The sequence below is a fragment of the Gemmatimonadota bacterium genome (assembly GCA_009835325.1).
Lineage (GTDB): Bacteria > JAAXHH01 > JAAXHH01 > JAAXHH01 > JAAXHH01 > JAAXHH01.
Genome location: VXWP01000082.1, coordinates 38,078 through 63,315, shown reverse-complemented (window position 1 = coordinate 63,315; position 25,238 = coordinate 38,078). Strand labels below are relative to the sequence as shown.

The window sequence follows — 25,238 nt, the reverse complement described above, 5'->3', positions numbered from 1 at the left end:
AGATCAAGCTTCCGTCTGATTAAGAGTGCATTCAAAGATTCTGCACGACGTCAGTTTTACCCGAGTTAATCTTTATGTCCTTTAAAGAAGCTTATTCAGGTGAGTCAGTTAGTTAGCTTATTCGAACGCATTTAAGAATACGGGCCAAATTCACTAACCTTCTTTACAGGACGGCACGGATCCATTGGCCGATCTGTACGATTTCCTGCGGAGACACCTGGTGGCCCATGGGATACGAGTGGTATTCGGGAACCATGCCCAGTCGCCTGAGGGATTCAACAGCGGCGCGGCCCAGGGGTTCATTCAACATCGGATCCATTGATCCGTGGCAGACCAGTACTGGAAGCCCGGATTGGGCCGGATGCACGACGACGCTGGCGGCCGTGGGAAAGTAGGTGGACAGTGCAATGATGCCGCCGATACGGTCCTGGAACGACAGGCCGGCTTCGAGACAGACCGCGCCGCCCTGGGAGAAGCCCGCCAGCAGGATCCGTTCGCTCGGTACGCCCCGATCAATCTCCTGTTGCAACAACGCATGCACTTTGCCGGCGGAAGCGCGCAACCCGTCTTCGTCGAGACGCCGGTTTTCGCCCAGTTCCATGATGTCGTACCATGCGGGCATCACCATCCCCTGGTTGATCGTCACCGGGATGGATGGCGCTGAAGGGAACAAGAAACGGACCGCGTAGGCCGCCGGCAGCCCCAGTTGCGGCACGATCGGCGCAAAATCGTTTCCATCCGCCCCCAGTCCATGTAGCCAGATGATGGATGCGTTGACCTCGGCCAAACTGTTGGATGTGCGTTCTATTACGGGGAGATCGGTCAAAGTGGTTTGTAACCGGGCTGTGCGAGGTCGTAAGCCGCCTGCAGACGAATCCAGGTCTCCGTTGTCGAGCCGAAAGCCTTTGCCAGGCGAACGGCCATGTCGCTGGTAATCCGTGAATGGCCATTCACCAGATTCGAAACTGCCTGACGGCTGACGCCCAAAACCTTCGCGCCCTCAGTGACGTTGAGGCCGAGCGGTTCCAGGCAGGAAATGCGCACTACCTTGCCGGGGTGTGGCGGGTTCTTCATGGGCATTTGCAGTCTTTCAGTTCTTTCAAGTCTAAGGGTTTGGTCCGTCCTGACCGATGTGCCGACAAAGCATCATCTGCCAGTCGTTCCAGCAGATCATCAGACTCTGTACGATTTAACAACTCAGTCCAACGGCGTTCCGAATTAAGATCAGGCAACAGGAATCGCACTCCTACACCCGCCTAAATCCGCCACTCCTCCAGCACCGATTCCTCGACCGGGGACGGTTCGAGGATGCGTTCGGCATCTTCGTAGCGGCAGGTGACCGGGGTGTCGGCATCGGCCTTCGAACCCGCGTACCGAACGGTCATGCCCGCGATCTGACGCAGGTCGTCGTCGGTGGGATCGCCTTCGACCAGGGTGGTCGGGCCCGTGACGTCCTTCGTTTCCAGTCTCCACCGGCCGGGCGTGTAGCGCTCCAGGAACTTGTTCTCCCCTTCTTCCCGGCCCATGACGACCTTGACGTCGGGTTTGACGCGGAAGTGACGGCCGATCTTGAGGAGCATCACGTCGTCCATGGTCAGGTTTTCCTTGCCCTCGTATTCGAAGAAGTCGAGGATGCGCCGGCCGAAATTCGCATCGGTCAGGTAGCAGCAGCCCCCCGCGGGCGAAGGATAGTCCTCGATGCCGTACTCCTCGGCCATTTCCATCTGCTTCTGGCGGGAACGTCCCTGGATGTCGCCCAGTTGCTCCCGGTCCACCCACCCCTCCGTTTCCGGCACGGTGGGCGGGAGGCGCTTCGCGGAAAGGGGCCGCAGCAACAGGCCGTCCAGTTCGGCGTCCCGGTCGATGACATTCATGGGCTGGCGGCGCTGGGACATGGGCCGCTGGCCGAGGACCTCGCCGGTGAACATGAACTGGGCGCCGATCTCGTCCATGTACTGGCGGGCACGGCGGAACATGAAGATGCGGCAGTCGATACATGGATTCACGGTTTTTCCGTAACCGTATTTCGGATCGGTCAGCACCTTGAGATAGTCCGGACCGGAGATGTCGATCATCTCGACGGGCAGGTCCAGCTTGGCGCCGGCCTGCAGGGCCTCGTTGCGCACCGGTTTCTTGCGCTTCCGCGTCTTGGACCTGCGGTTGTGCTCCACCACGCAGAAGCCGGTGTAGAACGTGAGCCCCTGTATTTCGATGCCCTGCCGCATCAGCATGGCGGCCGCGATCGTGCTGTCCAGTCCGCCGGACAGCAATCCGACTGCTTTCACGGGTTTGGACATGGGTTGAGCCTCCCTCATACCCCGATCGATGCCCGGAGCGTTTCCGCCACCCGGCGGAAGGCCTCGGTCTGCTGCGAGTCGGGTTCCTGCCGGACGATGGGGGTACCTTGGTCACCGGCCATGCAGACCGCTGGATCGATGGGCAATGCACCGACGAAGGGCACGCCCAGCGCCTCGCTGGCCCGCTTTCCTCCGCCCGTCGTGAAGATATCCGTCCGGTCGCCGCAGTGGGGACAGTTGAAATAGCTCATGTTTTCGACGATGCCGAGTATGGGCACGTTTACCTGCTGGAACATGGCCACGCCGCGCCGCGCGTCGATCAGGGCCACGTCCTGCGGCGTCGTCACCACCAGGCCGCCGGTGAGCGGCACGGACTGGGTCAGCGTCAAGTGCGCGTCCCCCGTGCCCGGGGGCATGTCGATGACGAGGCAGTCCAGCTCTCCCCAAAGGACGTCGCGCAGGAGTTGCTGCACGGCCTGGTGGACCATGGGACCCCGCCAGGTGACCGACTGGTCTTCCGGGATCAGGAATCCGAAGGACATCATCTTGATGTCGTGGGCGATCATGGGCAGGATCTTCTGTCCCACCACGCCGGGCTGGTCCTTGACGCCCATCATGGTCGGGATGCTGGGGCCGTAAATGTCGGCGTCGAGCAGGCCCACGCTCGCGCCGTCGTCGGCCAGGGCCACCGACAGGTTCACCGAGACCGTGGACTTACCCACGCCGCCCTTGCCGCTGGCCACCGCCACGATGGTCTTGACCCCCGGCAGTTCGATCTTGCCGGGCTGTCCGTGTTGTCCGTGCTGTCCCGCCGGTCCGCCCGCGGGTCCCTGGGCCGTGGCCGTGGCCGACTGTCCCGGCGGCGGTCCGGTGATCTGCACGTCCTGTACCCCGGGCATGCGCTCCACGGCTTCTTTGGCCGTCATAGTGATCTGGCGCCGGGTGGATTCGTCCTGCGTGGAAAAGGCCAGGCTGAAGGCCACGTGACCATTGGAGGCCTGCACGTTCTTCACGAGGCCAAAGGAGACGATATCACGGTCGAATCCCGGGTACATGATCTGCTTCAACTGGTCCACCACGTCCCGCATGGTCACTTCATGGGCCATCTTTATCTCCTGCTGTGTGGCGCTACGCTGCAAAACCACCGCATTTCCACCAGGCAACCGACCGAAGGTCGAACGGTAAACCAACCGAAGGTCGAACGGCAACCAGCCGAATCCCGAACAGGCAACCAGCCGGTGGTCGAATCTCGTTGCGCAAAATACATCCGAAGGCACGCCAGGGCAATCACTTTACCTTTTTCACGAACAGTCTGTATTCCTCACCTTCCTCGATGGTGTCGAGCAGGGCGTGCCCGTTACTCGCGCACCAGGCCGGCATGTCCTCCAGGATCTGGGGATCGTCGGCCAGCACTTCCAGCACTTCCCCTACGGCGATCTCCCGGATGGCCGACGCGGTCTTCATGATCGGCACGGGACAGAGCAGGCCGAAGGTGTCGAGGGTCATGGCCGGTTGGTTCACGGTTCGTCGGAACTCCCAGGATGAATTGCGCCGATCGTCCGCACGGTGGCGCCGATCGTCCGCACGGTGGCGCCGATCGTCCGCGCCGTCGCGCCACGCATACTATGCCGTCACGCCGGCGATGGCGCGCAGTTCTCCCACGACCTCGGCGAGCGCGTCCAGTGCTTCGCCGACATCGGATTCCACGGTGTCCGGACCTGCGGTGATCAGCAGCGAGCACCGGGCTTCGGCCGCCGTTCGGCCCAGGGCCAGTAGCACGTGCGAGGGCTTGGCCGCGTGGGCGGCGCACGAGGAACCGACGGAAACGGCGATGCCCCGGGCGTCGAGCATCAGGACCGCGGATTCGCCGTCGGCCTCCGGAATCCAAAGGTTGATGTGACCCGGCAGGCGCAGGCCGGAATGTCCGTTGATGGAGGCATCCGGCAGGCGGTCCCTCAAACCGCGCAACAGCGATTCGTCCAGCCGCTTCAAGCGGTCGATCCGGGCGGGCAATTCATCCGCCGCCAACTCCGCCGCCCTGCCGAAACCCACGATCGCCGGGATGTTCTCGTGTCCGCCGCGGCGTCCGTCTTCCTGGACGCCTCCTTCCACCTGGGGACGCAGCCGGGTGCCGGCCCTCACGTAGAGGGCTCCAGCGCCTGGCGGGCCGTTCAGGGACCGGGCGGAGAGGGACAAGGCGTCCACGTTCAGCTCGTGAACGTCAACGGGCATGCGCCCCATTGCAGCCACGGCATCGGTGTGGAAGACCGCGGTGTTCCGGTGGGCGATCTCGGCGATTTCGCGCACGGGCTGGATCGTGCCCGTCTCATCGTTGGCGCGCATGACGGAAACGAGGACGGTATCGTCCCGCATGGCCCGCGCGACCCGGTCGGGCTGCACGACACCGTCTCCGTCGGCAGGGACCTCCGTGACGGTGAACCCCTGCCGTCCCATGGCTCTCGCGGCATACAGCACGGCGTGATGCTCGATACTCGAAACAACGATGTGCCGGCCGCGGTTCGTGCTCGCCTGCGCTATCCCCTTGACGGCCAGGTTGTCCGCTTCGGTGCCGCTCGCGGTGAATATGATCTCGCCGGGATCAGCGCCGATCTGTCCAGCTACGCGGCCGCGCGCCAGTTCCAGCGCGTTACGCGCCTCCACGCCGGCCCGGTGAAGGCTCGACGGATTCCCGGCGTATTCGCGGAGGCAGGGCTCCATCGCTTCGATGACACGGGGGTCAACCGGTGGCGCCGCGCCGTGGTCCAGGTTTATCATGACAGGGACCGGTTTTCAGGTATTGCGTTCCACCCATTCCCGCTCCCCGTCTGCGCGGATTTCCTTCTTCCAGACGGGCACGATCTGCTTGACGCGGTCGATCGCGTAGGAACAGGCCTCGAATGCGTTTTTTCGGTGGGGGGTCGCCACGGAGATGAGGATGCTGATCTCCCCGATTTCGAGCGTGCCGACACGATGAATCATGGCGACGTCTTCGATGCCCCATTTCTCGCGGATTTCCTCGCCCACTTCCCGCATCTTGGCTTCGGCCATCTCAGCGTAGGCCTCGTATTCCAGGCGCAGGGTCCGCCGGCCGTCCGAGTGGTCCCGCACGGTACCGGCGAAGGTGACCACCGCACCGTGGTGGGGCTTGAGGGACCATTCGAAGAGGGCGTCCGGCTTTATGTATTCGCTCGTGATCTTGTACACGCACCTGTACCTGCTTCTTTAAGGAGGAACTGCGCCGCCGCTCATGTTCAGCGCCGCGGATGGCTCTCAGCGCCCCCGCTCACGGGCGGAATGCACGCCAGTTCGTCTCCATCTGCCAGCACGGACTGCCGGTCGGCGTATTCGCGGTTCACGGCCAGCATCACGCTCCGGTCGTAGCTCGCCAGGGCGGGATAGGCATCAACAAGCTCCGCAAAGGCCTCACCCACGGTGGTCCCCGCCGGGAGATCCACCTCGACCGACGCCGCGCCTACCGCGTCCTTGCATCCTGCGAAACATTTGACGATGATCCGCATGGCGGTCCTTTGCAGGCGTCAATCGTAGTCGGGAAAACCGTTACAGGATAAGGCAAAAACGCCCGAATGTCAAGCGGGGCGCACGTTTAGGATCGGGAAGACTCGCTGTCGCTGTAAGACTTAAAACGGAGTGTAGGCGAGGAATCGACACCGAGGGTTCGGGGGCGATCCTGAAGGCGAGGAATCGGAAATTCCGCCGGGTCTAATCCAACTTTCTTACCCGGTAAAAACAGACGGCGGTCAGGCCCGTGATTACAGTCCATGCGAGGATGAGAAAGACCCATCCGCCCGTGGTCAACTCGGTGGCTTGTTGTTCCATGGGAAGCAAACTCCAGGTTTCGTTCAGAGCATCAGGACCAACGGCGCTCGTGCGACGGCGTTCGTGCGAAGGCGCCGGCGCGAAAGCGGTGTGCAAGCTTACGCTAATCCAGGCGCCAGGCCGTGTCAAGTCTTTTGCCGGCGGGCCTCCCGGCATGGAACGCGGCTTCCCGTCATGGAACGCAAGGTGACCTTCAGTCGTCCTTCAGACGTACCAACAGGTATTGCGAGCGTCGCTCCCCAGGTTTATTTTCGTTAATCTATGAAACGCAATTTCACGATTTTCCTCAGCCTCGTGCTGGTATCCGCGTGGTCCTTCGCCGCGCAGGCGCAAGTGGAAGGCCCGACGATCCGGCTCGAAAGCGCAAGGCTGCACTTCGTAACGTTCGAAGAGGTTGACGAAATCGCCTACGGGCAAAGCAAGCCGCCATTGCGTACGCTTTCCGACACGCCGCGGCTATTCGGCGGCCGGACCGTCATCTATCCCGATCTACAGCTTCTGGCTTACATCGACGAGGAACGCGGACTCGGCCTGCGCGTGCCGCTGGTCCTGTCCTTTAACCAGTACTACCGGCTGCGCAGCGCGGCGCAATTCAGGGCAATGTGGCGGACGTCCGTGCTGTCCTACGTTTTCGACACCGAAACGCGACTCAGAGAGGAAGGCCTGCTGACCCTTGATGTGCCGGTGAACCTGCCTACTTTTCTCGGCGGCGGCTCGCCCGTCATCCGGATTCTCGGAAACCAGCGCATCGAAATGGACTTGGACAGCAGATGGACGGAGGGTAACGCGAGTACGGCGACGAACCGGGTGTCCCGGGCACCCAACGTTTCAATGAAGCAAAACCAGGAGTTCACCGTAACGGGGAACATCGGCGAGAAGATCGAGGTGAACATCAGGCAGAACAGCGAAGCGTTCACCGATCTCGACAACAGCCTCGCCATCCGTTACCAGGATGTCTTTGACGACGGACGGGAAGGAAACGGCATCCTGAAGAGTTTCGAGGCGGGCAACGTTTCCCTCGATCTGAAGAACACGGAGTTCACGGGCTATACGCAACAGCACACCGGACTGTTCGGGATCAAAACGACGGGCCAACTCGGCGGCTTCCACCTGACCGCGATCGCCAGCCAGGAGAAGGGGGAAGGTGAGTCGGCCACGTTCCAGGCGGGCTCGCAGGGTTCCAGGCGGGTGATCAGGGACCTCGACTTCAGGCGCAGGACCTACTATTTCATCGACGGCAATTTCCGTCGGGACTTCTCGCAGCGAGACGAAAACGGAAATCGCGTCGCGGCCGAGGACTCGGTCCGGTCGATCCAGGTCTTCGTGTCTGGGCAACTCACCCCGACCGACGAGCCGAAGCTTGTCCTTGCCAATGCCTATCCGGATCCCCCGGTGTACGACGCCGAGGGCATGCTCATCCAGGGATCGGAGGAAGGTGATTTCGTGAAAGGCAAGTTCAGGTACCTGGAATCCGACGAATACTACGTAAACGAACGTTTCGGCTACATCGCTTTGAATAAGCCGCTGCAGCAAGACGACATTCTTGCGGTTTATTACGAGACCGTTGGCCAGGACGGAGAAGTCAAGAGGTACGGTCGCCTGGACGGCGACACCCCACTGTTGCGCCTGCTCAAACGGCAACAGGAACGCGCTCCGGACAATCCGGACGATCCCGAGCAATGGGGTACCTGGCAGTACGAGTGGCGAAACGTGTATTACCTCGGTCAGACGGATATCGATCCGAATAGCTTCGACCTGAGGATCTACCGCATCGTGTCCGAAGGCGAACACAGTGAGATCGACGAGAACGGGACGCCCTACGTCCAGCTGCTGGGGCTCGACCGAAGGGGAGTGGACGCCCACTCAGAACCCGACCGGCGTGTCGATATCGACTACTCGCTGATCAATTTCGAGCGGGGCGAACTGATCTTCCCCGACCAGTATCCCTTCGCGCCGATGCTGACCCGGAATGCTGCCGGACAGCTGGCCTATCCGGATACCCAGGACGAAGGCCTTCCTGACGAAACGCCCGGGATATACAACCTGTCGAACGAACAGATCATCAGCGAGCACAGCAGGCTGCACAAGTACTTCCTGGAGGTCGAATACCGGAACCAGTTGTCCCAGTATGCGCTCGGTCGGACCAACATCATCGAGGGAAGTGAAATCGTCCGGTTGAACGGCCAGCAACTGCAGCGGGGAACGGACTACATCATACTGTACGAGGTCGGACAGATCCGCTTCACGAACGAGGAAGCCCTGACCCCGGATGCCGACGTGACCGTCCAGTTCCAGTTCGCCCCGTTCTTCAAGCCCGTGTCGAACACGCTGCTCGGGCTGCAGGGCGAATACCAGTTCAACGAACGGTCCTGGATAAAGGGCACCCTGCTGTACCGGTCCGACAAGTCCCTGGAACAGAAATCCCGGATCGGCCGCGAAACCGGACGCTACATGATGTGGGGGATCGATGCGCGCCTGGAATTCGAACCGGACTTTATGACTTCCTTCATGGATTACATCTCCCCCGCGGACCTCGGGGACGAGGCGTCCTCGCTGATCATCGAAGCCGAGCTTGCCCAGAGCGTGCCCAACCCAAATATCCTGGGCGACGGATTCATCGACGATTTCGAAGGGAGCAAGGAGGAAACCGACCTGGGCGTGCGCCGCAGCGGCTGGCGGCCGTCCAGTCCGCCTGATCGGCTCACGCACGGCCAGCGGGGCCGGTTGATCTGGTACAATCCCCTGGAGCAGGTCGACGTCCGCCAGATCTATCCGGCGCGTGAGGTCACGGGCCGCGACCAGCTGCAGCACGTGCTGATCATGGAATTCGATCCCACGGAACCGGACCTGCGCTGGGGTGGTATACACGCCGATTCCACCTTCAACGCGCCGGGGCAGCCAATGGGACCGGGTGACGTACTGAACCGTTGGGGCGGGTTGATGCATCCACTGGCCGGCGGCTACGTCGACCAGACGCGCAGCCGGTTCATCGAGTTGTGGGTGAATGGAAACCGGGGTGAACTGCACGTCGACCTCGGGGTGATCAGCGAAGACGTCAACGACGACGGGCGGCTGGATACGGAAGATGACCGGAGCGACGGTTTCGGTAACAATCTCCTGGAACCGGAGGAAGATATCGGGATGGACGGCCTGCGGGACGAGGACGAGACCGGTTTCGACCCGGTGACGAATCCGGACCCGCACGGGGACAACTTCGCCTTCGAAGGCACGCAGGGCGGCAACGTGCCGGTCGACCAGGTCGACTACAGCAAGATCAATGGACCGGAAGTCAATGCCAGCGATCCGGACCAGAACCGGCGTCCCGATACCGAAGACCTCGATTACTCCGGATTTCTCGATGTACAGAACGATTACTTCAAATTCGTCGTGAATCTGAGTCCGGACCACGAAGACACAATGTTCGTAGCCGGCGGCGACCGGGAGCGATCCAACTGGGAGAACCCGGACAGCTGGCGCCTGTACCGCATTCCGCTGGACACCGGACTATCCGAGGCGGATCCGCCCGGCACCGATCCGCAGGAGGGTGACGCGGGTGGCCAGGGCAGTGCGGAAACGATGGTGGGTGGTACCGCAACGACAAACCAGGCGTACGACGGTTCGGTAGGCATGCCGAGGTTCGACCGGATCGAAACGGTCCGGCTCTGGATCACGATGGTCAACGAACCGTTAAAAATGCGCATCGCCTCCATCAACATCGTGGGAAACCAGTGGCAGGAAGATTTTCAGGGGGCCATCACCGATTCCAGCGGTTTCCCGGTACCGGCCGAAAAGCTGGCGGAATACGAGGAGACTTTCGATGTGGCCGTGAAGAATACCTACGACAACCCTGGGGAATACACTACACCACCCGACGCGATCATCGAGTACGATCGGGTAACCGGCCTGCAAGTCAAGGAGCAGTCGCTGATCCTTACCTATACCAACCTGCAGCCACATCACAGCGCCCAGGCCTACCGAACGCTGTTTACCTTCCAGGACTATACGTTGTATAACACCCTGAGACTGTACATCCACGGTTCGGATCATTTCGAAGGAGGCGGGTCGCCCGACTTTTTTATACGATTCGGCAGCGGTGAAAACGACTATTACGAATACAGGACCCGTGTGGCCCCGGGCTGGGACGATGCGAATCATCTCAGGGTCGTTTTCGACGATCTGACGATTCTGAAAAGCGAAACAGAAGCCGCGCGGTTGACTGCGACGACGGCGGATACCACCTATTCGGTCATACTGAGCGATGGGAAGGAACGTCCCGTACGATTCAAGGAGGGACCGCCGGGCACGGGGCGCACGGTGGCCATTGCCGAGCTGGAAGGGAACAAGCAGTACAGGGTACTCGGAGCGCCCGCGCTGGCCCGGGTCCGCCATATTACAGTCGGGATCTACAACCCTTATGATAACGAACTCGAGGGAGGCGAACTCTGGCTGGACGAACTGAGGGCCGGTGACGTCAGGCGCGACCGGGGCCTGGCCGGCCGCTTGAAGATAGACGCCGATTTCGCCGACGTGTTCTCGCTGTTCGGGACCGTCAGAAGCGTGGGCAGCCACTTCCGCCGGATAGGCGGTCAAGAAGCGGGGAGCAGGACCACCGTGATGAACTTCTCCACCCTGTTGAACCTGGGAAACATGCTGCCGGAAAACTGGGGACTGTCCGTCCCGGTGCGACTCCGCTGGAGGAACGACCTCAGGCTGCCCAGGTTGCAGGTCGGCTCCGATATCGTACTGCTGAACAGTGAACAGCGCGAAGCCCAGCGCACGGAGAACACCGACCGGTCCTTCTCGACTTCAATCTCCAAGCGGATCGGTTCCACGAATCCCCTCGTCGCCTGGACCCTGGAACGCCTCCGGTTCGACTACACGTCGACCAACTATTTCCGGCACTCCGTTTCCAGGATCGATACGACCGGGGCCTACCGGGCCCGGCTGCAGTACAATCTGACTCCGCGTTCGAGGATCCAGTGGCCGATTCTCGGGTGGATGCCGCTGCCGGATTTCATATCGGGGCAGACGTTCAACCCGCTCCCCGTTCGACTGGAATTGTTCTCGGAGATCAACCGCGACAGGCGGATCTATCTCAACCGGCCGGGCCGGATCGTCGAAGTCGGGGATGCCAGTGAGACCCCTTTGGCCATTTCGGACCGGAGCGAACGCTTCACCCGGTATCTGAATCGGAATATCCGGGCGATCATGGAACCGTTCAGGTCCCTGAGAATGAACTACAACCTGGCCGTTTCCAACGACATGAAGTCCGATTCCACCGTATCCCTTTACCAGCCTGGAATTCGGACCGGAAACCAGCTTCCGACAGAACCTCGGTCTCGACTACCGGCCCGATATCACCACCTGGTTCCGGCCTTCCTACAACTTTACCACTTCATACGCGGAAAACCGGAATCCACAGCTTCAGCTTGTCGGCGGTTCTCCGGAAGCGAGGACCATCACGTTCAACAACCAGCAGGGCGTGCGTACCAACGTCAATATGGCCAGGATGGTATCCAACGTTTTCGGGAGCGCTTCCAGGCGATCGGAACCGGGAGATTCCGGATGGTTCAGGCGCAATGTGGCAGACCGATTTGTCACCGGCTTGGGCAATCTCTCGCCGGTCACACTCAATTTCACGGTCAGCCGCAATCAAAACTTCTTCAACGCGGTCGCCCGCCCGACCCTGCGGGAGCGCATGGGACTGTCGGACTATTTTTCCGTACCGTTCGACACCCTGGGGACCGGCGGCGGGGTTACCGGCATACAGCGCAACCAGGAATCGGAAGCGAACCGGTCGTCCTTCAACGTCAGCACGGGAATCAATTTCTTCGGAGCGTCCTTTTCCATCAGGCCTACATGGGTATCGACCCATAACCGATCCACGAACCTGAACCGGAAGCAGCGCAACACCACGTGGCCGGAAATGAACCTGCGCTGGAGTCCCAATCCCAGGAGCATGGGTGAATTCGGCCGGCTGTTTCGTCGGATCGAACTGTCCAGCGGTTACTCGAGACGCAACGGCAAGAGTACCGACCTGAAGCAGCAGGACCTGGCGGTCGCTCAGGGCGGCTTGACGGGTGATTCGGACCCCGGCGAATCCGGTATTACCCGGACGACCACGACGGCCCGGTCTCCACTGTTCGGTTTCGTTTTCGACCTGAACGCGGGCCTGGTGCTGAGAGGCAATTTCAATACGTCGGACGGACTGACCCAGTTCGGACGGAACGCGACCGATCAGAAACTGCAGACCAGGTCATTTACCGTAGCCGTAGACTACCGGCTCAGGCCCGGTGTCCGGATCTTCGGAAGAAGAACGAGCGGGGACATCAACGCCCGGCTGCAATTCACCCGGGACTCCAACAGGACACTGATTTCCCGGATAGGCGGCGATTTCCAGGCCAACAACGGTCAGAATCAGAACCGGTTCTCGGTTACGACGGATTACCGCTTCAGCAGGTATGTCCGCGGCGGCGTGACGCTCGAACTTACCAATACGCTGAACGTGATTACCCAGCAGAAGCGGCTTCGCCGAGGCGGCGGGCTGTGGACCGAGTTCGTCTTCAACTGATTGGCGCCGAGGATGATTATGACTAAAGGGGAGATACAGGCCGTCATCTTCGTCGCAGTCAGCATGCTGGCCGGCGCCGTTATTCTGTTGGTGAAACAGTATAACTCGGACTTCCTGCCCGATCTGGGACCGGCTCAGGCGCACGGACGGCTGAACGCAGGTATCGAGACGGCATCCGCCACGGCTAACGTGGACGATTCAAACGCGCGCGCCCCGTCCACCAGGGCGGACTCTGGACGCCTGTCCGCCGGGACAGACTCTGGACGCCCGGTCACCGGGGCCGCTGCGAAATCCGCTTCTTCCGCCGGCAACCTGCTGATACCGGTGAACACCGCCCCTGCGTCAGAACTTCAGAAACTGCCGGGGATCGGTCCGAAACTGGCGGAGGCGATCATCGAATTCCGGACACGGTCCGGACCTTTTGAGCGGGTCGAGGAGCTGCTCGAAGTGAAGGGGATCGGACCCGCCAAACTTGGCCGTATACGACCCCTGGTGAAGCTGAAGTGAATGGGCGGTCGCGCCTTGACGCGCCTGGACGCGCCTGGACGCGCCTGGACGCGCCTGGTCGGAAGCCATGCGACAACTTGCCGGAATACCCTGAAAACAGCCGGAAAACCGAGGTTTCCACACGGCCTTTTTTATTGACATGCACCCCCTGAAAATCTATTTTCGATGTGGTCCGAACGGTAATGGCCGGAGGTGGGGATCATGCTGCGAATCGGCACAGGAATCGCCAGGGGCCGTCGGCTGAAGTCCGTAACCGGAGACATCCGTCCCACCGGCAGCCGCGTACGCGGATCGCTGTTCGACATCCTGTCGGCACGAATCGTCGATGGTACTGTGCTGGACCTGTGCGCCGGCACAGGAAGCCTGGGTATTGAAGCACTTAGCCGCGGCGCGCGCTGCTGCCTGTTTGTCGACCGCGACCGGCGCGCCGTCCAATCGATAAGAGACAATCTCGCCCACTGTGGGTTTCGCGGAAGCAGCAGGATCTGGATGACAGACGCCGTTCGAGGTCTCGATCACCTCGCTGACCATACCTGCGCGGCGGACATCATACTCGCCGATCCGCCCTATGGCGATCCGGTTGCGCGGGAAATCGTCCGGACCGTCGGCGAACGGAACGCGTTGTCTCCGGGTGGCCTGCTCGTCCTGGAGCATCACAAAGACGATCAACCGGAATCCCGCGAAGGTCTCGACCTGGTGCGCAGCCGCACGTTCGGTGACACGGCGCTGTCTTTCTTTCGGGCCGATCAGCACGGTCCGGCGACAACCATGAGCCCGACGGAAGTCCTGCCCATCGATCTTCCACCTCCTTCATCGAGAACCCGGCGATGAAAGTTGCGGTGTATCCCGGTACTTTCGATCCTGTGACCAACGGACATCTGGATGTGCTGAGACAGGCGCAGACCGTGTTCGACCGGGTGGTGGTGGCCGTTGCGACCAACATGGAAAAGCACCCGATGTTTTCGGTGGAGGAACGCGTGGACCTTTTCCGGCAGGCCGTGGACGGCTGGACGGGAGTCGAGGTGATGTCGACGGATGGACTGACGGTCGACCTCGCCAAAAAGCTCGGCGCCCATGCTATCGTCCGCGGCGTTCGTTCCGCCGGAGACCTGGAAACGGAATCCCAGATGGCGCTCATGAACCGGCGCCTCGCCCCGTCGGTGACCACGGTATCGTTCTTTCCCGGTGAACCCTCGGTGTACGTGAGTTCTTCGCTCGTGAAAGAGGTCTTCCGCTTCGGTGGCGACGTAAGCCATCAGGTCCCGCCTCCCGTGTTAAAGGCGCTGTCTGAAAAGCGCGGCTCGATCGGCTGACCCCCGGTTATTCAAGGACTTCCCGACTCCACCCTCCGCCCCCTTCTCATGCCCGCTATTCGTCCACTTTCCCGAAAACTGGATCGCATCGCACCCTCCGCGACCACCGTACTCAACGAGCGGGCCATCGCGATGAAACGCGAAGGCGTCGAGGTTTTCAACTTCGCCGTGGGCGAACCGGACTTCCCAACGCCGGACCATATCAAGGAAGCCGGCATGGCGGCGATCCGGGACAACATCACCCGGTACACGCCCGCGACCGGCATCCTGGACCTCAAGGAAGCGATCTGCCGCAAGCTGGACAGGGACAACGGGCTCGAATACGCACCGAACCAGATCGCGACGACCTCCGGCGGCAAGCACGCCCTGTACAACCTGCTCTACGTGATCTGCGACGAAGGCGACGAGGTCCTCGTCCCGGCGCCTTACTGGGTCAGTTATCCCGAGATGGTCAAACTCGCGGGCGGCGTTCCGGTGGTGCTGGACACCGGACCGGGCGCTTCTTTCAAAGTGACGGCCGACCAGGTGCGATCCGCGATTACGCCGAAGACCAGGGCGCTTCTGCTCAACTCCCCCTCCAATCCCACGGGCATGGTGTACGCGCGGGACGAACTCGCCGCCATCGCCGAAGTGGTCGTGGATGCGGGGATATACGTCATAACGGACGAACTGTACGAGAAGATCCTGTATGACGGCCATCGCCACGTAAGCATCGCGGCCCTTCATCCGCAGATGAAGGAACAGGCGCTGGTGGTCAACGGTCTGTCCAAGGCGTACGCCATGACCGGCTGGCGCCTGGGTTACGCCGCCGGTCCCGCCGAGGTGATGGAGCTGGTCGTGAAATTCCAGGGGCAGACCGTCCTGCATCCGAGCGCCATTACCCAGCACGCGGCCATTGCCGCGCTGACCGGCCCCGAGGACTTCCTGCCCCCCATGATCAAGGCGTTCGACCGGCGGCGGAATTACATCATGGAAAGACTTCAAAACATGGAAGGCGTGGCGTGCGCCCGGCCCGGCGGCGCGTTCTACGTGTTTCCCGACCTGTCGGCGTATCTGGGCCGCACACGGCCCGACGGCAGCCCCATCGAAGGATCGCTGGACCTGGCCATGTACCTGCTCGAGGCGTACCAGGTGATTTCGGCGCCGGGCGCCGCTTTCGGGTCGGAGGGATGCCTGAGGTTTTCATACGCAACCACCCTGGACGTGATCGAAAGGGGCATGGACCGGGTAGAGGAGGGGTTGTCGTCCCTGGCGGGTTGACCGACCGCGAAGCTCAGCGGCAACCTGTCGAACGCACGCGAAGCTAAGCGGCAACCCGTCGAACGCACGGCGGAATCATGGAAAACTCGAAAACAGCCCTTGCGGATTACCGGCATCTTTTCAGCAGGATCGACGAAAAGGGGCTCGCCCGGGTCCTGGAACTCGCCCTCGACCGTCAACTGATCGTCAAGCTGCTGCACATCTGCGGACTGGTCCGGGACGGGCGGGACCTGGCGACTACGGCGATGCACACGCTCGCCGCGCAGCTCGCCGGGGACTGCTTCGAGCGGGAAGTCACGGCCGCGCAGGTCATCCGGACCCTGGTACAGACCAGTTCACGGGAGATCGAACAAATCGGTAGTTCGTCCCCCGAAGGCATCAACTCCCTGTTGAGTGACCGGACCGACGCCTATACCCGGGAGTGCGGACGGATGACCTTCGCCATGTTGCTGGACGAACGCGAGGCGGTTTACGCGCCGGCCATCGAACGCCTGAACCGGATACCGGCCTTTCAACCCCGGTCCGGCGTATCGGAGCAGACGGCGTCCCCCTACCTGCGGGACGATCCGGTCCTGAACGGCGGGCCGGAGGACGGGCGTCCGACGGAGGACGCGCGCCCGATGGAGGATACCGACCCGGCGTTGATCGAAGCCCGGCGGTACGGCGCGGACCTGGAAAAACGGAATCGGATCCTGGAAGACCGCGTCAGGGAGATGCAGCGGCGGATCGAACAGTTCAGCGAAGAAGGCGGCGCGGAATCTGAAAGGGTCGCTCTCTTCATCGACGTCCAGAACATGTGGTATGCCGCCCGGCAACAGCACGGCATGGCGGCGCGGGTGGATTTCGAGAAGCTCATGCAGGCCGCCGTGAACGATCGTCGGCTGATACGGGCCTACGCCTACGTGATCCAGACCCCGGAGGTGGACCAGAGCGGATTCGTCACCATGCTGGAACAGTTCAGCTACGAGGTGAAGCGGAAGGATCTCCGCAGGCGCAGCGACGGCTCGGCGAAAGGCGACTGGGACATGGAGATGGCCATCGATATGATCAGAATGGCCGAGAAGGTCGACGTCGTCATCCTGGCCAGCGGCGATGGGGATTTCGTGTCGCTGATCCAGTTGCTCAAGGAACTGGGCCCGCGCGTGGAGGTGTTCTCCTTTCCGCACAACACGGCGCGGGACCTGATGGAAACCGCGGACCATTACCATCCCATCGACGCGTCGCTGCTGATCGATATGGATCCGGCCCGCTAAAGTCGCAGGACATTCTAGACAGCGTTTATACATGGAGGAACAAATGGTAAAGATCGGCATTGTCGGTGCGGGAAACGTGGGCGCGACCGCTGCCCTGTACGCCGCGCAGAAGGAACTGGGCGACATCGCCCTGATCGACGTGGTGGACGGCATCCCGCAGGGCAAGGGACTGGACATGATGGAAGCCGGGCCGGTACTTGGCTATGATTCGGCGATCGAAGGCTCCAACGATTTCGCGGCCCTGGAAGGCGCGGCCCTCGTGGTGGTCACCGCCGGCCTGGCCCGCAAGCCGGGTATGGACCGGCTCGACCTGCTGAAGAAGAACGCGGAGATCATCACGTCCGTAACCGAAAACATAGTGAAGTACGCGCCGGATGCCCAGATCCTGATGGTCAGCAACCCGCTGGACGTCATGACCTATGTCGCCCTCAAGGTTTCGGGGTATGGGCGGAAACGCGTCTACGGACAGGCCGGCGTGCTCGACTGCGCCCGCTACCGCTCCTTCGTCGCCATGGAACTCGGCGTATCCATGGAAGACACGCAGGCGATCATTCTCGGCGGGCACGGCGACACCATGGTCCCCATTCCGCGGTACACCACGGTATCCGGCATACCCATCACCGAGCTGCTGTCCCGGGAAGCCATCGACCGCATCGTGCAGCGGACCCGCGACGGCGGCGCGGAGATCGTGAATTACCTCAAGACGGGCAGCGCCTACTACGCTCCTGCGGCCTCCGTCGTCCAGATGGTGGAATCGGTCCTGAAGGGCAAGAACCGCGTGCTGCCCGCCTCGGTCATGCTGGAAGGCGAGTACGGACTGCGGGACGTCTGCGTGGGGGTGCCCGTGAAGCTGGGCAGCGAGGGTATCGAGGAAGTGATCGAACTGGCACTATCGGAAGACGAACGGGCGGCGCTGCGTGCTTCCGCCTCGGTGTACCAGGAGAGCCTGGACGAACTGGGCATATAACATCCACATCAAATGAAAGAATGCATACGGAGGAGGAAGAACGCGACATGGCTGCAAAACCACCCGCTGGTGGAAAGCACATAACCATCGATGACCGGGGCGTGCTCAACGTCCCGGCCCAGCCGGTCATCCCGTTCATCGAAGGCGACGGCACGGGACCGGATATCTGGAGGACGGCTCAGCGCGTTTTCGACGCCGCGGTCGACAAGGCGTACGGCGCTGACCGCCGCATCGCGTGGCACGAGGTACTGGCAGGCGAAAAGGCCTTCAACCTTACGGAAAGCTGGCTTCCGGATGAAACGGTAGAAAGTTTCCGGGAATACCTGGTGGGCATCAAGGGGCCCCTGACCACGCCCGTGGGGGGCGGCATCCGCAGCCTGAACGTGGCGCTGCGCCAGATCCTCGACCTGTACGTATGCCTGCGGCCGGTACGCTGGTTCACCGGCGTGCCCAGTCCGGTGCGTCATCCCGATAAGGTGGACATGGTCATCTTCCGCGAGAACACGGAGGACGTGTACGCCGGAAAGGAACAGGAGGCCTACAGCGACGAGGCCGCCCGGCTGATCGCCTTCTGCAGGGAACAGTTCGCGTGGGACATCCGGTCCGATTCCGGTATAGCCATAAAGCCGGTGAGCGAAACCGGCAGCAAGCGGTTGATCCGCGCGGCGGTCGAGTACGCCATCGCGCGGAACCGCAAGAGCGTCACCCTGGTGCACAAGGGCAACATCCAGAAGTTCACGGAAGGCGCCTTCCAGAAATGGGGATACGAACTCGCGAAGGAGGAGTACCCGGACCGGCTGGTAAGCTGGGACGAATGCGGGGGCAACGTCCCGGAGGGCAAGATCCTGGTCAAGGACGCTATCGCCGACATCTTCCTTCAGCAGATCCTGACCCGTCCCGACGAGTTCGACGTCATCGCCACCATGAACCTGAACGGCGATTACATTTCCGATGCCCTGGCCGCCCAGGTGGGCGGTATCGGTATCGCGCCGGGCGGCAACATCAACTACAAGACCGGGCACGCCGTGTTCGAAGCGACCCACGGTACGGCGCCGAAATACGCCAACCAGGACAAGGTCAACCCGGGGTCCGTCATCCTCTCCGGCGAACTGATGTTGCGCTATCTCGGCTGGGACGAAGCGGCCGACCTGATTATCCAGGGGATCGAGAAAGCCATCGGGGGCAGGATCGTTACGTACGATTTCGCCCGCCTGATGGACGGTGCGCAGGAAGTCAAGTGCTCGGAATTCGGCACCGCCATCATCGAGCGGATGTAGTCTTCGGGTAACGCGGATCTTCGGGTATCCCTCATGTTCGTCGATTTCGCGAGAATCCACGTAAAGGCCGGACGCGGCGGCAACGGCTGCTGCAGCTTCCGCCGTGAGAAGAACGTGCCGCGGGGCGGCCCGGACGGCGGCCACGGCGGCGACGGGGGCCATGTCGTCCTGCAGGTCGACCCGGGCAAGCGCACGCTGCTCGACTTCCAGTACCAGCACCTGTACCGGGCCCGGAACGGCACGCACGGACAGGGCAAGGACATGCACGGCCGGAATGCCCCGGACCTGGTCATCGGCGTCCCTCCCGGGACCATCGTCAAAGACCGGGAGTCCGGCTCGGTGATTTCCGACATGGTCGGGGAGGACCAGACCCTGGTCATCGCCCGGGGAGGCCATGGCGGCCGCGGCAACTCGGCCTTCGCCACGTCCACCAACCGGGCGCCCCGGCGATGGGAGGAGGGCCAGCCGGGCGAGGAACGCCTGCTGGAACTCGAACTGAAGCTGATCGCCGACGTGGGGCTGGTCGGTCATCCCAATGCGGGCAAATCCACCCTGCTGTCCCGTCTCTCCGCCATGAGACCCAAGATCGCCGACTATCCCTTCACCACCCTCGAACCCAACCTGGGCATCGTCAAGCTGGGAGACTACGACCGCTTCGTCCTCGCGGACATCCCCGGCCTGATCGAGGGCGCCCACGAGGGCAAGGGACTCGGACACCAGTTCCTCCGCCACATCGAGCGGACCCGGATCCTCGTCTTCCTGCTCGACGCGAGCCAGCCTGATCCCGTGCACGATTACCAAGTGCTCGTCAATGAACTCCGCCAGTTCAATCCCGTACTCCTCTCCCGCCCCGCCCTGGTCGTCTTCTCCAAACTGGACCTGATCGTGGACCGTTCCGCCCTGGACGGCCTCGTCGTGGATCCCGACCGCGCTAAACACGCGGGCCAGCGCAACAACCCCGTGCTGGCGATCTCATCCGCCACCGGAGAAGGCATCCCCGACCTCCTCGGGGAAATCGGCCAGATTCTTCACGAGATCGGACCCGACTCGCCTGACTAATCTGTAAGAACCGCGTCGGACGGAGTTCCGTACCGACGGGTTCCCGGTTAGTCCCGTAACCTGCACCGAATGGCCGTCCCTCGAGGACCTGTCTATGGAGGACTCGCCTATGGCGGACCTGTCTCTGACGGACCTGGCATCCTGGCTGACCCTTTCGCGCGTGCCGGGCGTAGGCGCGTCGCGGTTCCACGCGCTGTTGAGCCGGTTCGGATCGCCCTCCTCGGCCCTGTCCGCCACCGTGGACGAACTGGCCGAGACCGACGGGGTGGGACCCCGGATCGCCCGGGCGGTGCGCGGCCACCGGGACCAGGCCTTCGTCGACCGCCAGTTACGCTTGCTCGATCGGCACGACGCGCGCATCGTCACCTACCGCGACCGGGACTATCCCGAACGGCTTCGCGATATCTACGATCCGCCGCCCCTGCTCTTCGTTTCCGGAGGATGGAAAGCGGAGGACGAACAGTGCATCGCCATCGTGGGGACGCGGTTCACCTCCGCCTATGGCCGAAAGATGGCCGAGTCCTTCAGCTCGGAACTGAGCGCATTCGGGTTCACCGTCGTGAGCGGCCTGGCGCGGGGCGTGGACACGCTCGCCCACCGGACCGCACTGCGCGGTAACGGCCGTACGGTGGCGGTGCTGGGCTCGGGCCTCGACCGGCCGTACCCCGCGGAGAACCGCAAGCTGATGGCGACCATCCGGGAACATGGCGCCGTGATGACGGAGCACCCCTTCGGAACCGGCCCGGACGCCGTGAATTTCCCCCAGCGAAACCGGATTATCAGCGGTTCGACGCTGGGAACGATCGTGGTGGAGGCCGGCAAGCGCAGCGGAGCGCTGATCACCGCGCGCTTCGCCCTGGACCAGGGCCGCGAGGTCTTTGCCGTACCCGGACCGCTGGACGCGGCGAGCAGCGAGGGGGTGAACCGGCTGATCAAGGACGGTACGGCCAAGTTGATCCAGCGGGTCGAGGACGTGATCGACGAACTGGCGCCCCGGTTGGGCTTCGACCCGATCCGGTCGGAACCGGAACCGGCCGGCCCGGCTTTCGAACTGCCGCCCGAAGAGGAATCCATGTACGGCCAGGTTACCTCGGATCCCAAACACATCGACCACCTGGCGTCCGCCCTTTCCCTTACGTCCTCCCAGGCGCTCGGCGTCCTGCTGGCGCTCGAACTGAAAGGCGCGGTACGGCAATTGCCGGGCATGATGTTCGTGAGATCCTGACCTCGTTCGTCCTGCCGCCTGCCCCTGGTTATTTAGGTTGACACGCCCCGCTCTCCCGATGTTACATCAAGGACAACTCGCTTGAATCGCCAATACGTACGCTGTGACCGGTTATGCACGATCAGCAGACCCGCGGTAAACTCCTCGAACGCGCTGAACTTGCGGCGGTCGTGGAGCGCGCGCGCCAGGAAGGCGCCACCGTCGTATTCACGAACGGTTGCTTCGATCTGCTCCATCCGGGCCATGTCCATCTCCTGCAGACCGCGCGATCGTTCGGCGACCTGCTCATCGTGGCCATAAACACTGACGCGTCGGTCCGGGCGATCAAGGACGAGGGCCGGCCGATCTACGGCGAAACGGAACGGGCCTACATGCTCGGCGCCCTGGCCTGCGTGGACCATGTGGTCCTTTTCAGCGAGCCAACGCCCATTCCGCTGCTCAACCTGCTCAAGCCGGACGTCCTGGTCAAAGGAGGTCACTACGGTCACGAGGAAGTGGTGGGCTGGGACGTGGTGGAAGCCTACGGCGGCCGCGTGGAGAGAGTGCCCGTGCTGGACGGCATGTCGACCACCGACACGATAGCACGCATCACCGGAAAGGGTTCTTAATGTCTGAAACACGCCAGAAACTGCTGGTGCTCTACCTGCGGACCCCCGACCTGCATGCCGGCGTCGTGGCCTGGTCCGAATTCGACGGCACCTCTGCCGCCGACGAACGCCATACATCGGGGGACGCCGCGGACTCGGGCGGCGCTACGGATCCGCCCTACGCGTCGGTAGTGGACGCCATGCGGGACGGCTGGCGGGTCGTCCAGTTTCCCCAGCAGTATCCTGCCTATCCGGGTACGGAATACCAGGTGTCCTATCTCAAGTACGAGTACATACTCGAAAAAATGGAGGTGGTCGATGGCTGACAGCACCCATCTGTTGAATTCGAAGCAAATGGCGCGGTTCGTCGCGGAGGGGTATCTCCGTTTCGACGAACTGGTGCCCGACGACCTCAACCAGGCCGTGAAAGCGGAAATGGATAACCAGGCCGTCCCCCGGGAAGAGGCGGGATTGCCGCTGAGCGCCATCTGGCCGGACGCGGCCGTGGGACGCGTTTTTCGGCTTCCGGAGATCGAAGGCATCATCCACAGCCTCGTGGGACCGGAACCGCTATACGACCACCACGCCGTGCACACCGTAGCGGCAGGCCACCATTTCGGACAGCACTGGCACGCGGACGCGATCATCGACACGCGGCTGCACTTCGACATCCAGTTCATGTATTTCGCCCATGACACGCCCAGGGAGATGGGGGGCACGCTGATCCTTCCCGGCAGCCACTACCGCCGCATCAGCGAATCCGACATCGCCCGCTACCACAATTTCGTGGGCCAGGTGCCGATGATCTGCAAGGCCGGGACGGTGATCGTGCTCCATCACGGCATGTGGCACTGCGCCCAGCCGAATCGCACCGACGAGATGCGGTACATGTTCAAGCTGCGCCTCAATCCGACCGTCAGGCAGCTCCGACTGTGGAACACGGAGGACATCGACGATCCGGAAGTCAGCCATATCCTGAGCACGAACCAGCCGTGGCATGGTAACGAAGAACGCATCGAACATGTCAACCGGATCCACTTCTGGCGGTTTCTGACCGGTGACGACCAGTTCGACAACCACTACTGGCTGAGCCGGATCGAAAACGAACCCGAACTGGTGTGAGACGAAAACGCGTTCATGACCACGGGTAACCTGCGCCGACAACTGGGAATCTGGCCGACCACGGCCATGGTGATCAGCGGGATGATCGCCGTGGGGATCTTCCTGGTGCCCGCCTGGATGGCCAAGTCGCTGGGATCGCCCCTGCTGCTGCTCGTCATCTGGCTGGCGATGGCCGGGATGGCGCTTTGCGGATCGCTGTGTTTCGGAGAACTGGCGTCAAGATACCCTCACGCGGGCGGCGGATACGTCTATCTCCGGGAAGCCTACGGCACGCCGACGGCCTTTATGTACGGCTGGATGTCCCTGATGGTGCTGGATCCGGGCATCACGGCGACCCTGGCGACCGGGTTGGCGAGCTACGCAGGCCATATCTATCCGATGGATACGGTCGCGATGAAGTTGCTGGCCATCGCCGTGCTGGCCGTCCTCACCGCCGTCAACATCTACGGCGTGCGCATCGGCGCCTGGATCATCGTCCTGCTGACCGTGTTCAAGGTCGGGGTGCTCGCGGTCATCTCCCTCCTGGGGTTCGGCCTGGGGCTCGGCGACTGGTCGAACTTCACGCCCTTCGTGGCGCGTCCTGCGGATTCCGGTCCGCTGTTCGGCGCCCTCGCCGGCGGCATCGTGGGCGCTTTCTTCGCCTTCGCCGGATGGTGGGACCTGAACAAGGTGGCCGGCGAGATCAAGGACCCGGCGCGTACCCTGCCCCGGGCGCTGCTGCTGGCCGTCGGCATCGTCGCGTTGACCTACATCACCACCAGCGCCGTCTTCATGTACCTCGTGCCCGTATCCCAGGTCACCAGCGACGAGACCTTCGCGGCGCAGGCCGGCGAGGTGCTCTTCGGCCGCAGCGGCGGCATCCTGTTTTCCTCCGTGGTCATCCTGTCCATCGTCGGCAGCCTGACCGGACTGCTGCTCATGGCGCCGAGGGTGTATTTCGCCATGGCCAGGGACGGGGTTTTCCTCCGCTTCGCCGGCGCGGTCCATCCCGCCTTCGGCACGCCCTACCGCGCGATCGCCATCCAGGGCGGACTGGCTTCGCTGCTGGTGTGGCTGGGGACCTTCAGCCAGATCCTGGATTACTTCATCTTCGTGGCCGTACTGTTCATCGCACTCACCGTGGCGGGCCTGTTCGTGGTTCGTCGCAGGTCGGCCGAGACACCACCCTACCGGACCCCCTTCTATCCCTTCACCCCGGTGCTGTTCCTGATCCTCGCCGCGGTCCTGCTCGTGCTGCTCTTCGGCAACAGTCCCGTGCAGGCCCTGCTCGGCGTCGGCGTGACGGTCCTGGGGATACCGGTGTACTTTCTCGTATTCAGAAACCAGACTTCGCAGCAAAGACCGTCAGGAGAAGCCCATGGCATGGATTAAGACCGTCTCCGCGTCGGATGGGGACGAACGGCTGCTCGCCGCCCTCGAGGCACAGCGCGCGCTTTATCCCGCGGAGTACGACACGCCGGTGCATCCCACCGACGACGGCACTTCCGGCATAGTAGCGTCGCATTCGCTGATCCCGGAGGCGCTGCATCACGCCTTCGCCACCTTCGGGGTGTTGATGTCGCCGGATCTCCCGTTGAGCCGCAGGCAGCACGAGATGATTTCGACCATTGTCTCGTCGAGAAACCGGTGTGTATACTGAATAGATTCGCACGCAGAGTTTCTGCGTCGGGTCACGTTGGACGGCGAACTGGTCGAAGCGATCAAGTACGACTACGACAAGGCGCCGCTGAACGCGCAGGACCGGGCGATGCTTGATTTCGCCATCCGGCTTACCGAGGATGCCACGCAGATCCGCAAAGACGATCTCGAAGGACTGCGGTCCGAGGGGTTCGACGACGTAGCGATCCTACAGATCACCCTGATCGCGTCGTGGTTCAACTACATCAACCGCGTCGCGGACGCCCTGGGGGTGGGACGGGACGCGGACGATTCGTAATAAGGCGACCGGGCCGATGGCGATCGT

At 62.4% G+C, this 25,238-nt stretch carries 24 protein-coding genes; 16 read left to right on the top strand and 8 right to left on the bottom strand.

Annotated features, from left to right (window positions below):
• Nucleotides 1-163: 163 nt before the first annotated feature.
• From F4Z81_10875 to F4Z81_10840, 8 genes are all read right to left on the bottom strand, one after another.
• Complete coding sequence (locus F4Z81_10875; GenBank protein ID MXW05558.1) at nucleotides 164-826, bottom strand: carboxylesterase; 663 nt, start codon at nucleotides 824-826, stop codon at nucleotides 164-166.
• Nucleotides 823-1,080, bottom strand: coding sequence for a HigA family addiction module antidote protein (locus F4Z81_10870; GenBank protein ID MXW05557.1), 258 nt, complete (start codon nucleotides 1,078-1,080; stop codon nucleotides 823-825). The genes F4Z81_10875 and F4Z81_10870 overlap by 4 nt, the downstream gene beginning before the upstream one ends.
• A gap of 176 nt (nucleotides 1,081-1,256) precedes the next feature.
• The gene (locus tag F4Z81_10865; protein ID MXW05556.1) at nucleotides 1,257-2,297 is read right to left on the bottom strand and encodes a thiamine biosynthesis protein; all 1,041 of its coding nucleotides are present in this window, start codon (nucleotides 2,295-2,297) and stop codon (nucleotides 1,257-1,259) included.
• Nucleotides 2,298-2,311: 14 nt separating this feature from the next.
• Nucleotides 2,312-3,385, bottom strand: coding sequence for an Mrp/NBP35 family ATP-binding protein (locus tag F4Z81_10860; protein MXW05555.1), 1,074 nt, complete (start codon nucleotides 3,383-3,385; stop codon nucleotides 2,312-2,314).
• A 199-nt stretch (nucleotides 3,386-3,584) separates the two neighbouring features.
• On the bottom strand, nucleotides 3,585-3,803 hold the full coding sequence (locus F4Z81_10855) for a sulfurtransferase TusA family protein (GenBank protein MXW05554.1): 219 nt from the start codon (nucleotides 3,801-3,803) through the stop codon (nucleotides 3,585-3,587).
• Nucleotides 3,804-3,920: 117 nt separating this feature from the next.
• Nucleotides 3,921-5,072: a cysteine desulfurase gene (locus F4Z81_10850; protein MXW05553.1), complete on the bottom strand. Its 1,152-nt coding sequence runs from the start codon at nucleotides 5,070-5,072 to the stop codon at nucleotides 3,921-3,923.
• Nucleotides 5,073-5,087: 15 nt separating this feature from the next.
• On the bottom strand, nucleotides 5,088-5,501 hold the full coding sequence (locus F4Z81_10845) for a molybdenum cofactor biosynthesis protein MoaE (GenBank protein ID MXW05552.1): 414 nt from the start codon (nucleotides 5,499-5,501) through the stop codon (nucleotides 5,088-5,090).
• A 47-nt stretch (nucleotides 5,502-5,548) separates the two neighbouring features.
• Nucleotides 5,549-5,815 carry a MoaD/ThiS family protein gene (locus F4Z81_10840; protein MXW05551.1) on the bottom strand — a complete coding sequence of 89 codons (267 nt, stop codon included), beginning with the start codon at nucleotides 5,813-5,815 and terminating at the stop codon, nucleotides 5,549-5,551.
• Between the two features lie 580 nt (nucleotides 5,816-6,395).
• Here F4Z81_10840 and sprA point away from each other — a divergent pair.
• The 16 genes from sprA (at nucleotide 6,396) to F4Z81_10760 (ending at nucleotide 25,211) form a co-directional block, all read left to right on the top strand.
• Entirely contained in the window at nucleotides 6,396-12,011 is a 5,616-nt protein-coding gene (gene sprA / locus F4Z81_10835; GenBank protein ID MXW05550.1) for a cell surface protein SprA, read from the top strand.
• Between the two features lie 706 nt (nucleotides 12,012-12,717).
• Nucleotides 12,718-13,212 (top strand): helix-hairpin-helix domain-containing protein, encoded by a 495-nt coding sequence (locus tag F4Z81_10830; GenBank protein ID MXW05549.1) that lies wholly within the window; start codon nucleotides 12,718-12,720, stop codon nucleotides 13,210-13,212.
• A 201-nt stretch (nucleotides 13,213-13,413) separates the two neighbouring features.
• The gene (rsmD, locus tag F4Z81_10825; protein ID MXW05548.1) at nucleotides 13,414-14,043 is read left to right on the top strand and encodes a 16S rRNA (guanine(966)-N(2))-methyltransferase RsmD; all 630 of its coding nucleotides are present in this window, start codon (nucleotides 13,414-13,416) and stop codon (nucleotides 14,041-14,043) included.
• On the top strand, nucleotides 14,040-14,525 hold the full coding sequence (gene coaD / locus F4Z81_10820) for a pantetheine-phosphate adenylyltransferase (GenBank protein MXW05547.1): 486 nt from the start codon (nucleotides 14,040-14,042) through the stop codon (nucleotides 14,523-14,525). The genes rsmD and coaD overlap by 4 nt, the downstream gene beginning before the upstream one ends.
• A 48-nt stretch (nucleotides 14,526-14,573) precedes the next feature.
• The gene (locus F4Z81_10815) at nucleotides 14,574-15,785 is read left to right on the top strand and encodes a pyridoxal phosphate-dependent aminotransferase (GenBank protein MXW05546.1); all 1,212 of its coding nucleotides are present in this window, start codon (nucleotides 14,574-14,576) and stop codon (nucleotides 15,783-15,785) included.
• Between the two features lie 713 nt (nucleotides 15,786-16,498).
• The gene (locus F4Z81_10810) at nucleotides 16,499-17,038 is read left to right on the top strand and encodes an NYN domain-containing protein (protein ID MXW05545.1); all 540 of its coding nucleotides are present in this window, start codon (nucleotides 16,499-16,501) and stop codon (nucleotides 17,036-17,038) included.
• Between the two features lie 43 nt (nucleotides 17,039-17,081).
• Nucleotides 17,082-18,005 (top strand): malate dehydrogenase, encoded by a 924-nt coding sequence (gene mdh / locus F4Z81_10805; protein ID MXW05544.1) that lies wholly within the window; start codon nucleotides 17,082-17,084, stop codon nucleotides 18,003-18,005.
• Nucleotides 18,006-18,052: 47 nt separating this feature from the next.
• Nucleotides 18,053-19,282, top strand: a complete 1,230-nt coding sequence (locus tag F4Z81_10800; protein MXW05543.1) for an NADP-dependent isocitrate dehydrogenase — start codon at nucleotides 18,053-18,055, stop codon at nucleotides 19,280-19,282.
• 33 nt (nucleotides 19,283-19,315) lie between these two features.
• Nucleotides 19,316-20,341, top strand: coding sequence for a GTPase ObgE (gene obgE, locus F4Z81_10795; protein ID MXW05542.1), 1,026 nt, complete (start codon nucleotides 19,316-19,318; stop codon nucleotides 20,339-20,341).
• Between the two features lie 94 nt (nucleotides 20,342-20,435).
• The gene (gene dprA, locus F4Z81_10790; protein MXW05541.1) at nucleotides 20,436-21,566 is read left to right on the top strand and encodes a DNA-protecting protein DprA; all 1,131 of its coding nucleotides are present in this window, start codon (nucleotides 20,436-20,438) and stop codon (nucleotides 21,564-21,566) included.
• A gap of 113 nt (nucleotides 21,567-21,679) precedes the next feature.
• Nucleotides 21,680-22,174 carry a D-glycero-beta-D-manno-heptose 1-phosphate adenylyltransferase gene (gene rfaE2, locus F4Z81_10785; protein ID MXW05540.1) on the top strand — a complete coding sequence of 165 codons (495 nt, stop codon included), beginning with the start codon at nucleotides 21,680-21,682 and terminating at the stop codon, nucleotides 22,172-22,174.
• Nucleotides 22,174-22,479, top strand: a complete 306-nt coding sequence (locus F4Z81_10780; GenBank protein ID MXW05539.1) for a hypothetical protein — start codon at nucleotides 22,174-22,176, stop codon at nucleotides 22,477-22,479. Before rfaE2 ends, F4Z81_10780 begins: the two co-directional genes overlap by 1 nt.
• Nucleotides 22,472-23,275, top strand: a complete 804-nt coding sequence (locus tag F4Z81_10775; protein MXW05538.1) for a phytanoyl-CoA dioxygenase family protein — start codon at nucleotides 22,472-22,474, stop codon at nucleotides 23,273-23,275. Before F4Z81_10780 ends, F4Z81_10775 begins: the two co-directional genes overlap by 8 nt.
• 15 nt (nucleotides 23,276-23,290) lie before the next feature.
• On the top strand, nucleotides 23,291-24,646 hold the full coding sequence (locus tag F4Z81_10770; GenBank protein MXW05537.1) for an amino acid permease: 1,356 nt from the start codon (nucleotides 23,291-23,293) through the stop codon (nucleotides 24,644-24,646).
• Entirely contained in the window at nucleotides 24,633-24,914 is a 282-nt protein-coding gene (locus tag F4Z81_10765; protein ID MXW05536.1) for a hypothetical protein, read from the top strand. Before F4Z81_10770 ends, F4Z81_10765 begins: the two co-directional genes overlap by 14 nt.
• A 36-nt stretch (nucleotides 24,915-24,950) precedes the next feature.
• Nucleotides 24,951-25,211 carry a peroxidase gene (locus F4Z81_10760; protein ID MXW05535.1) on the top strand — a complete coding sequence of 87 codons (261 nt, stop codon included), beginning with the start codon at nucleotides 24,951-24,953 and terminating at the stop codon, nucleotides 25,209-25,211.
• Nucleotides 25,212-25,238: the final 27 nt, after the last annotated feature.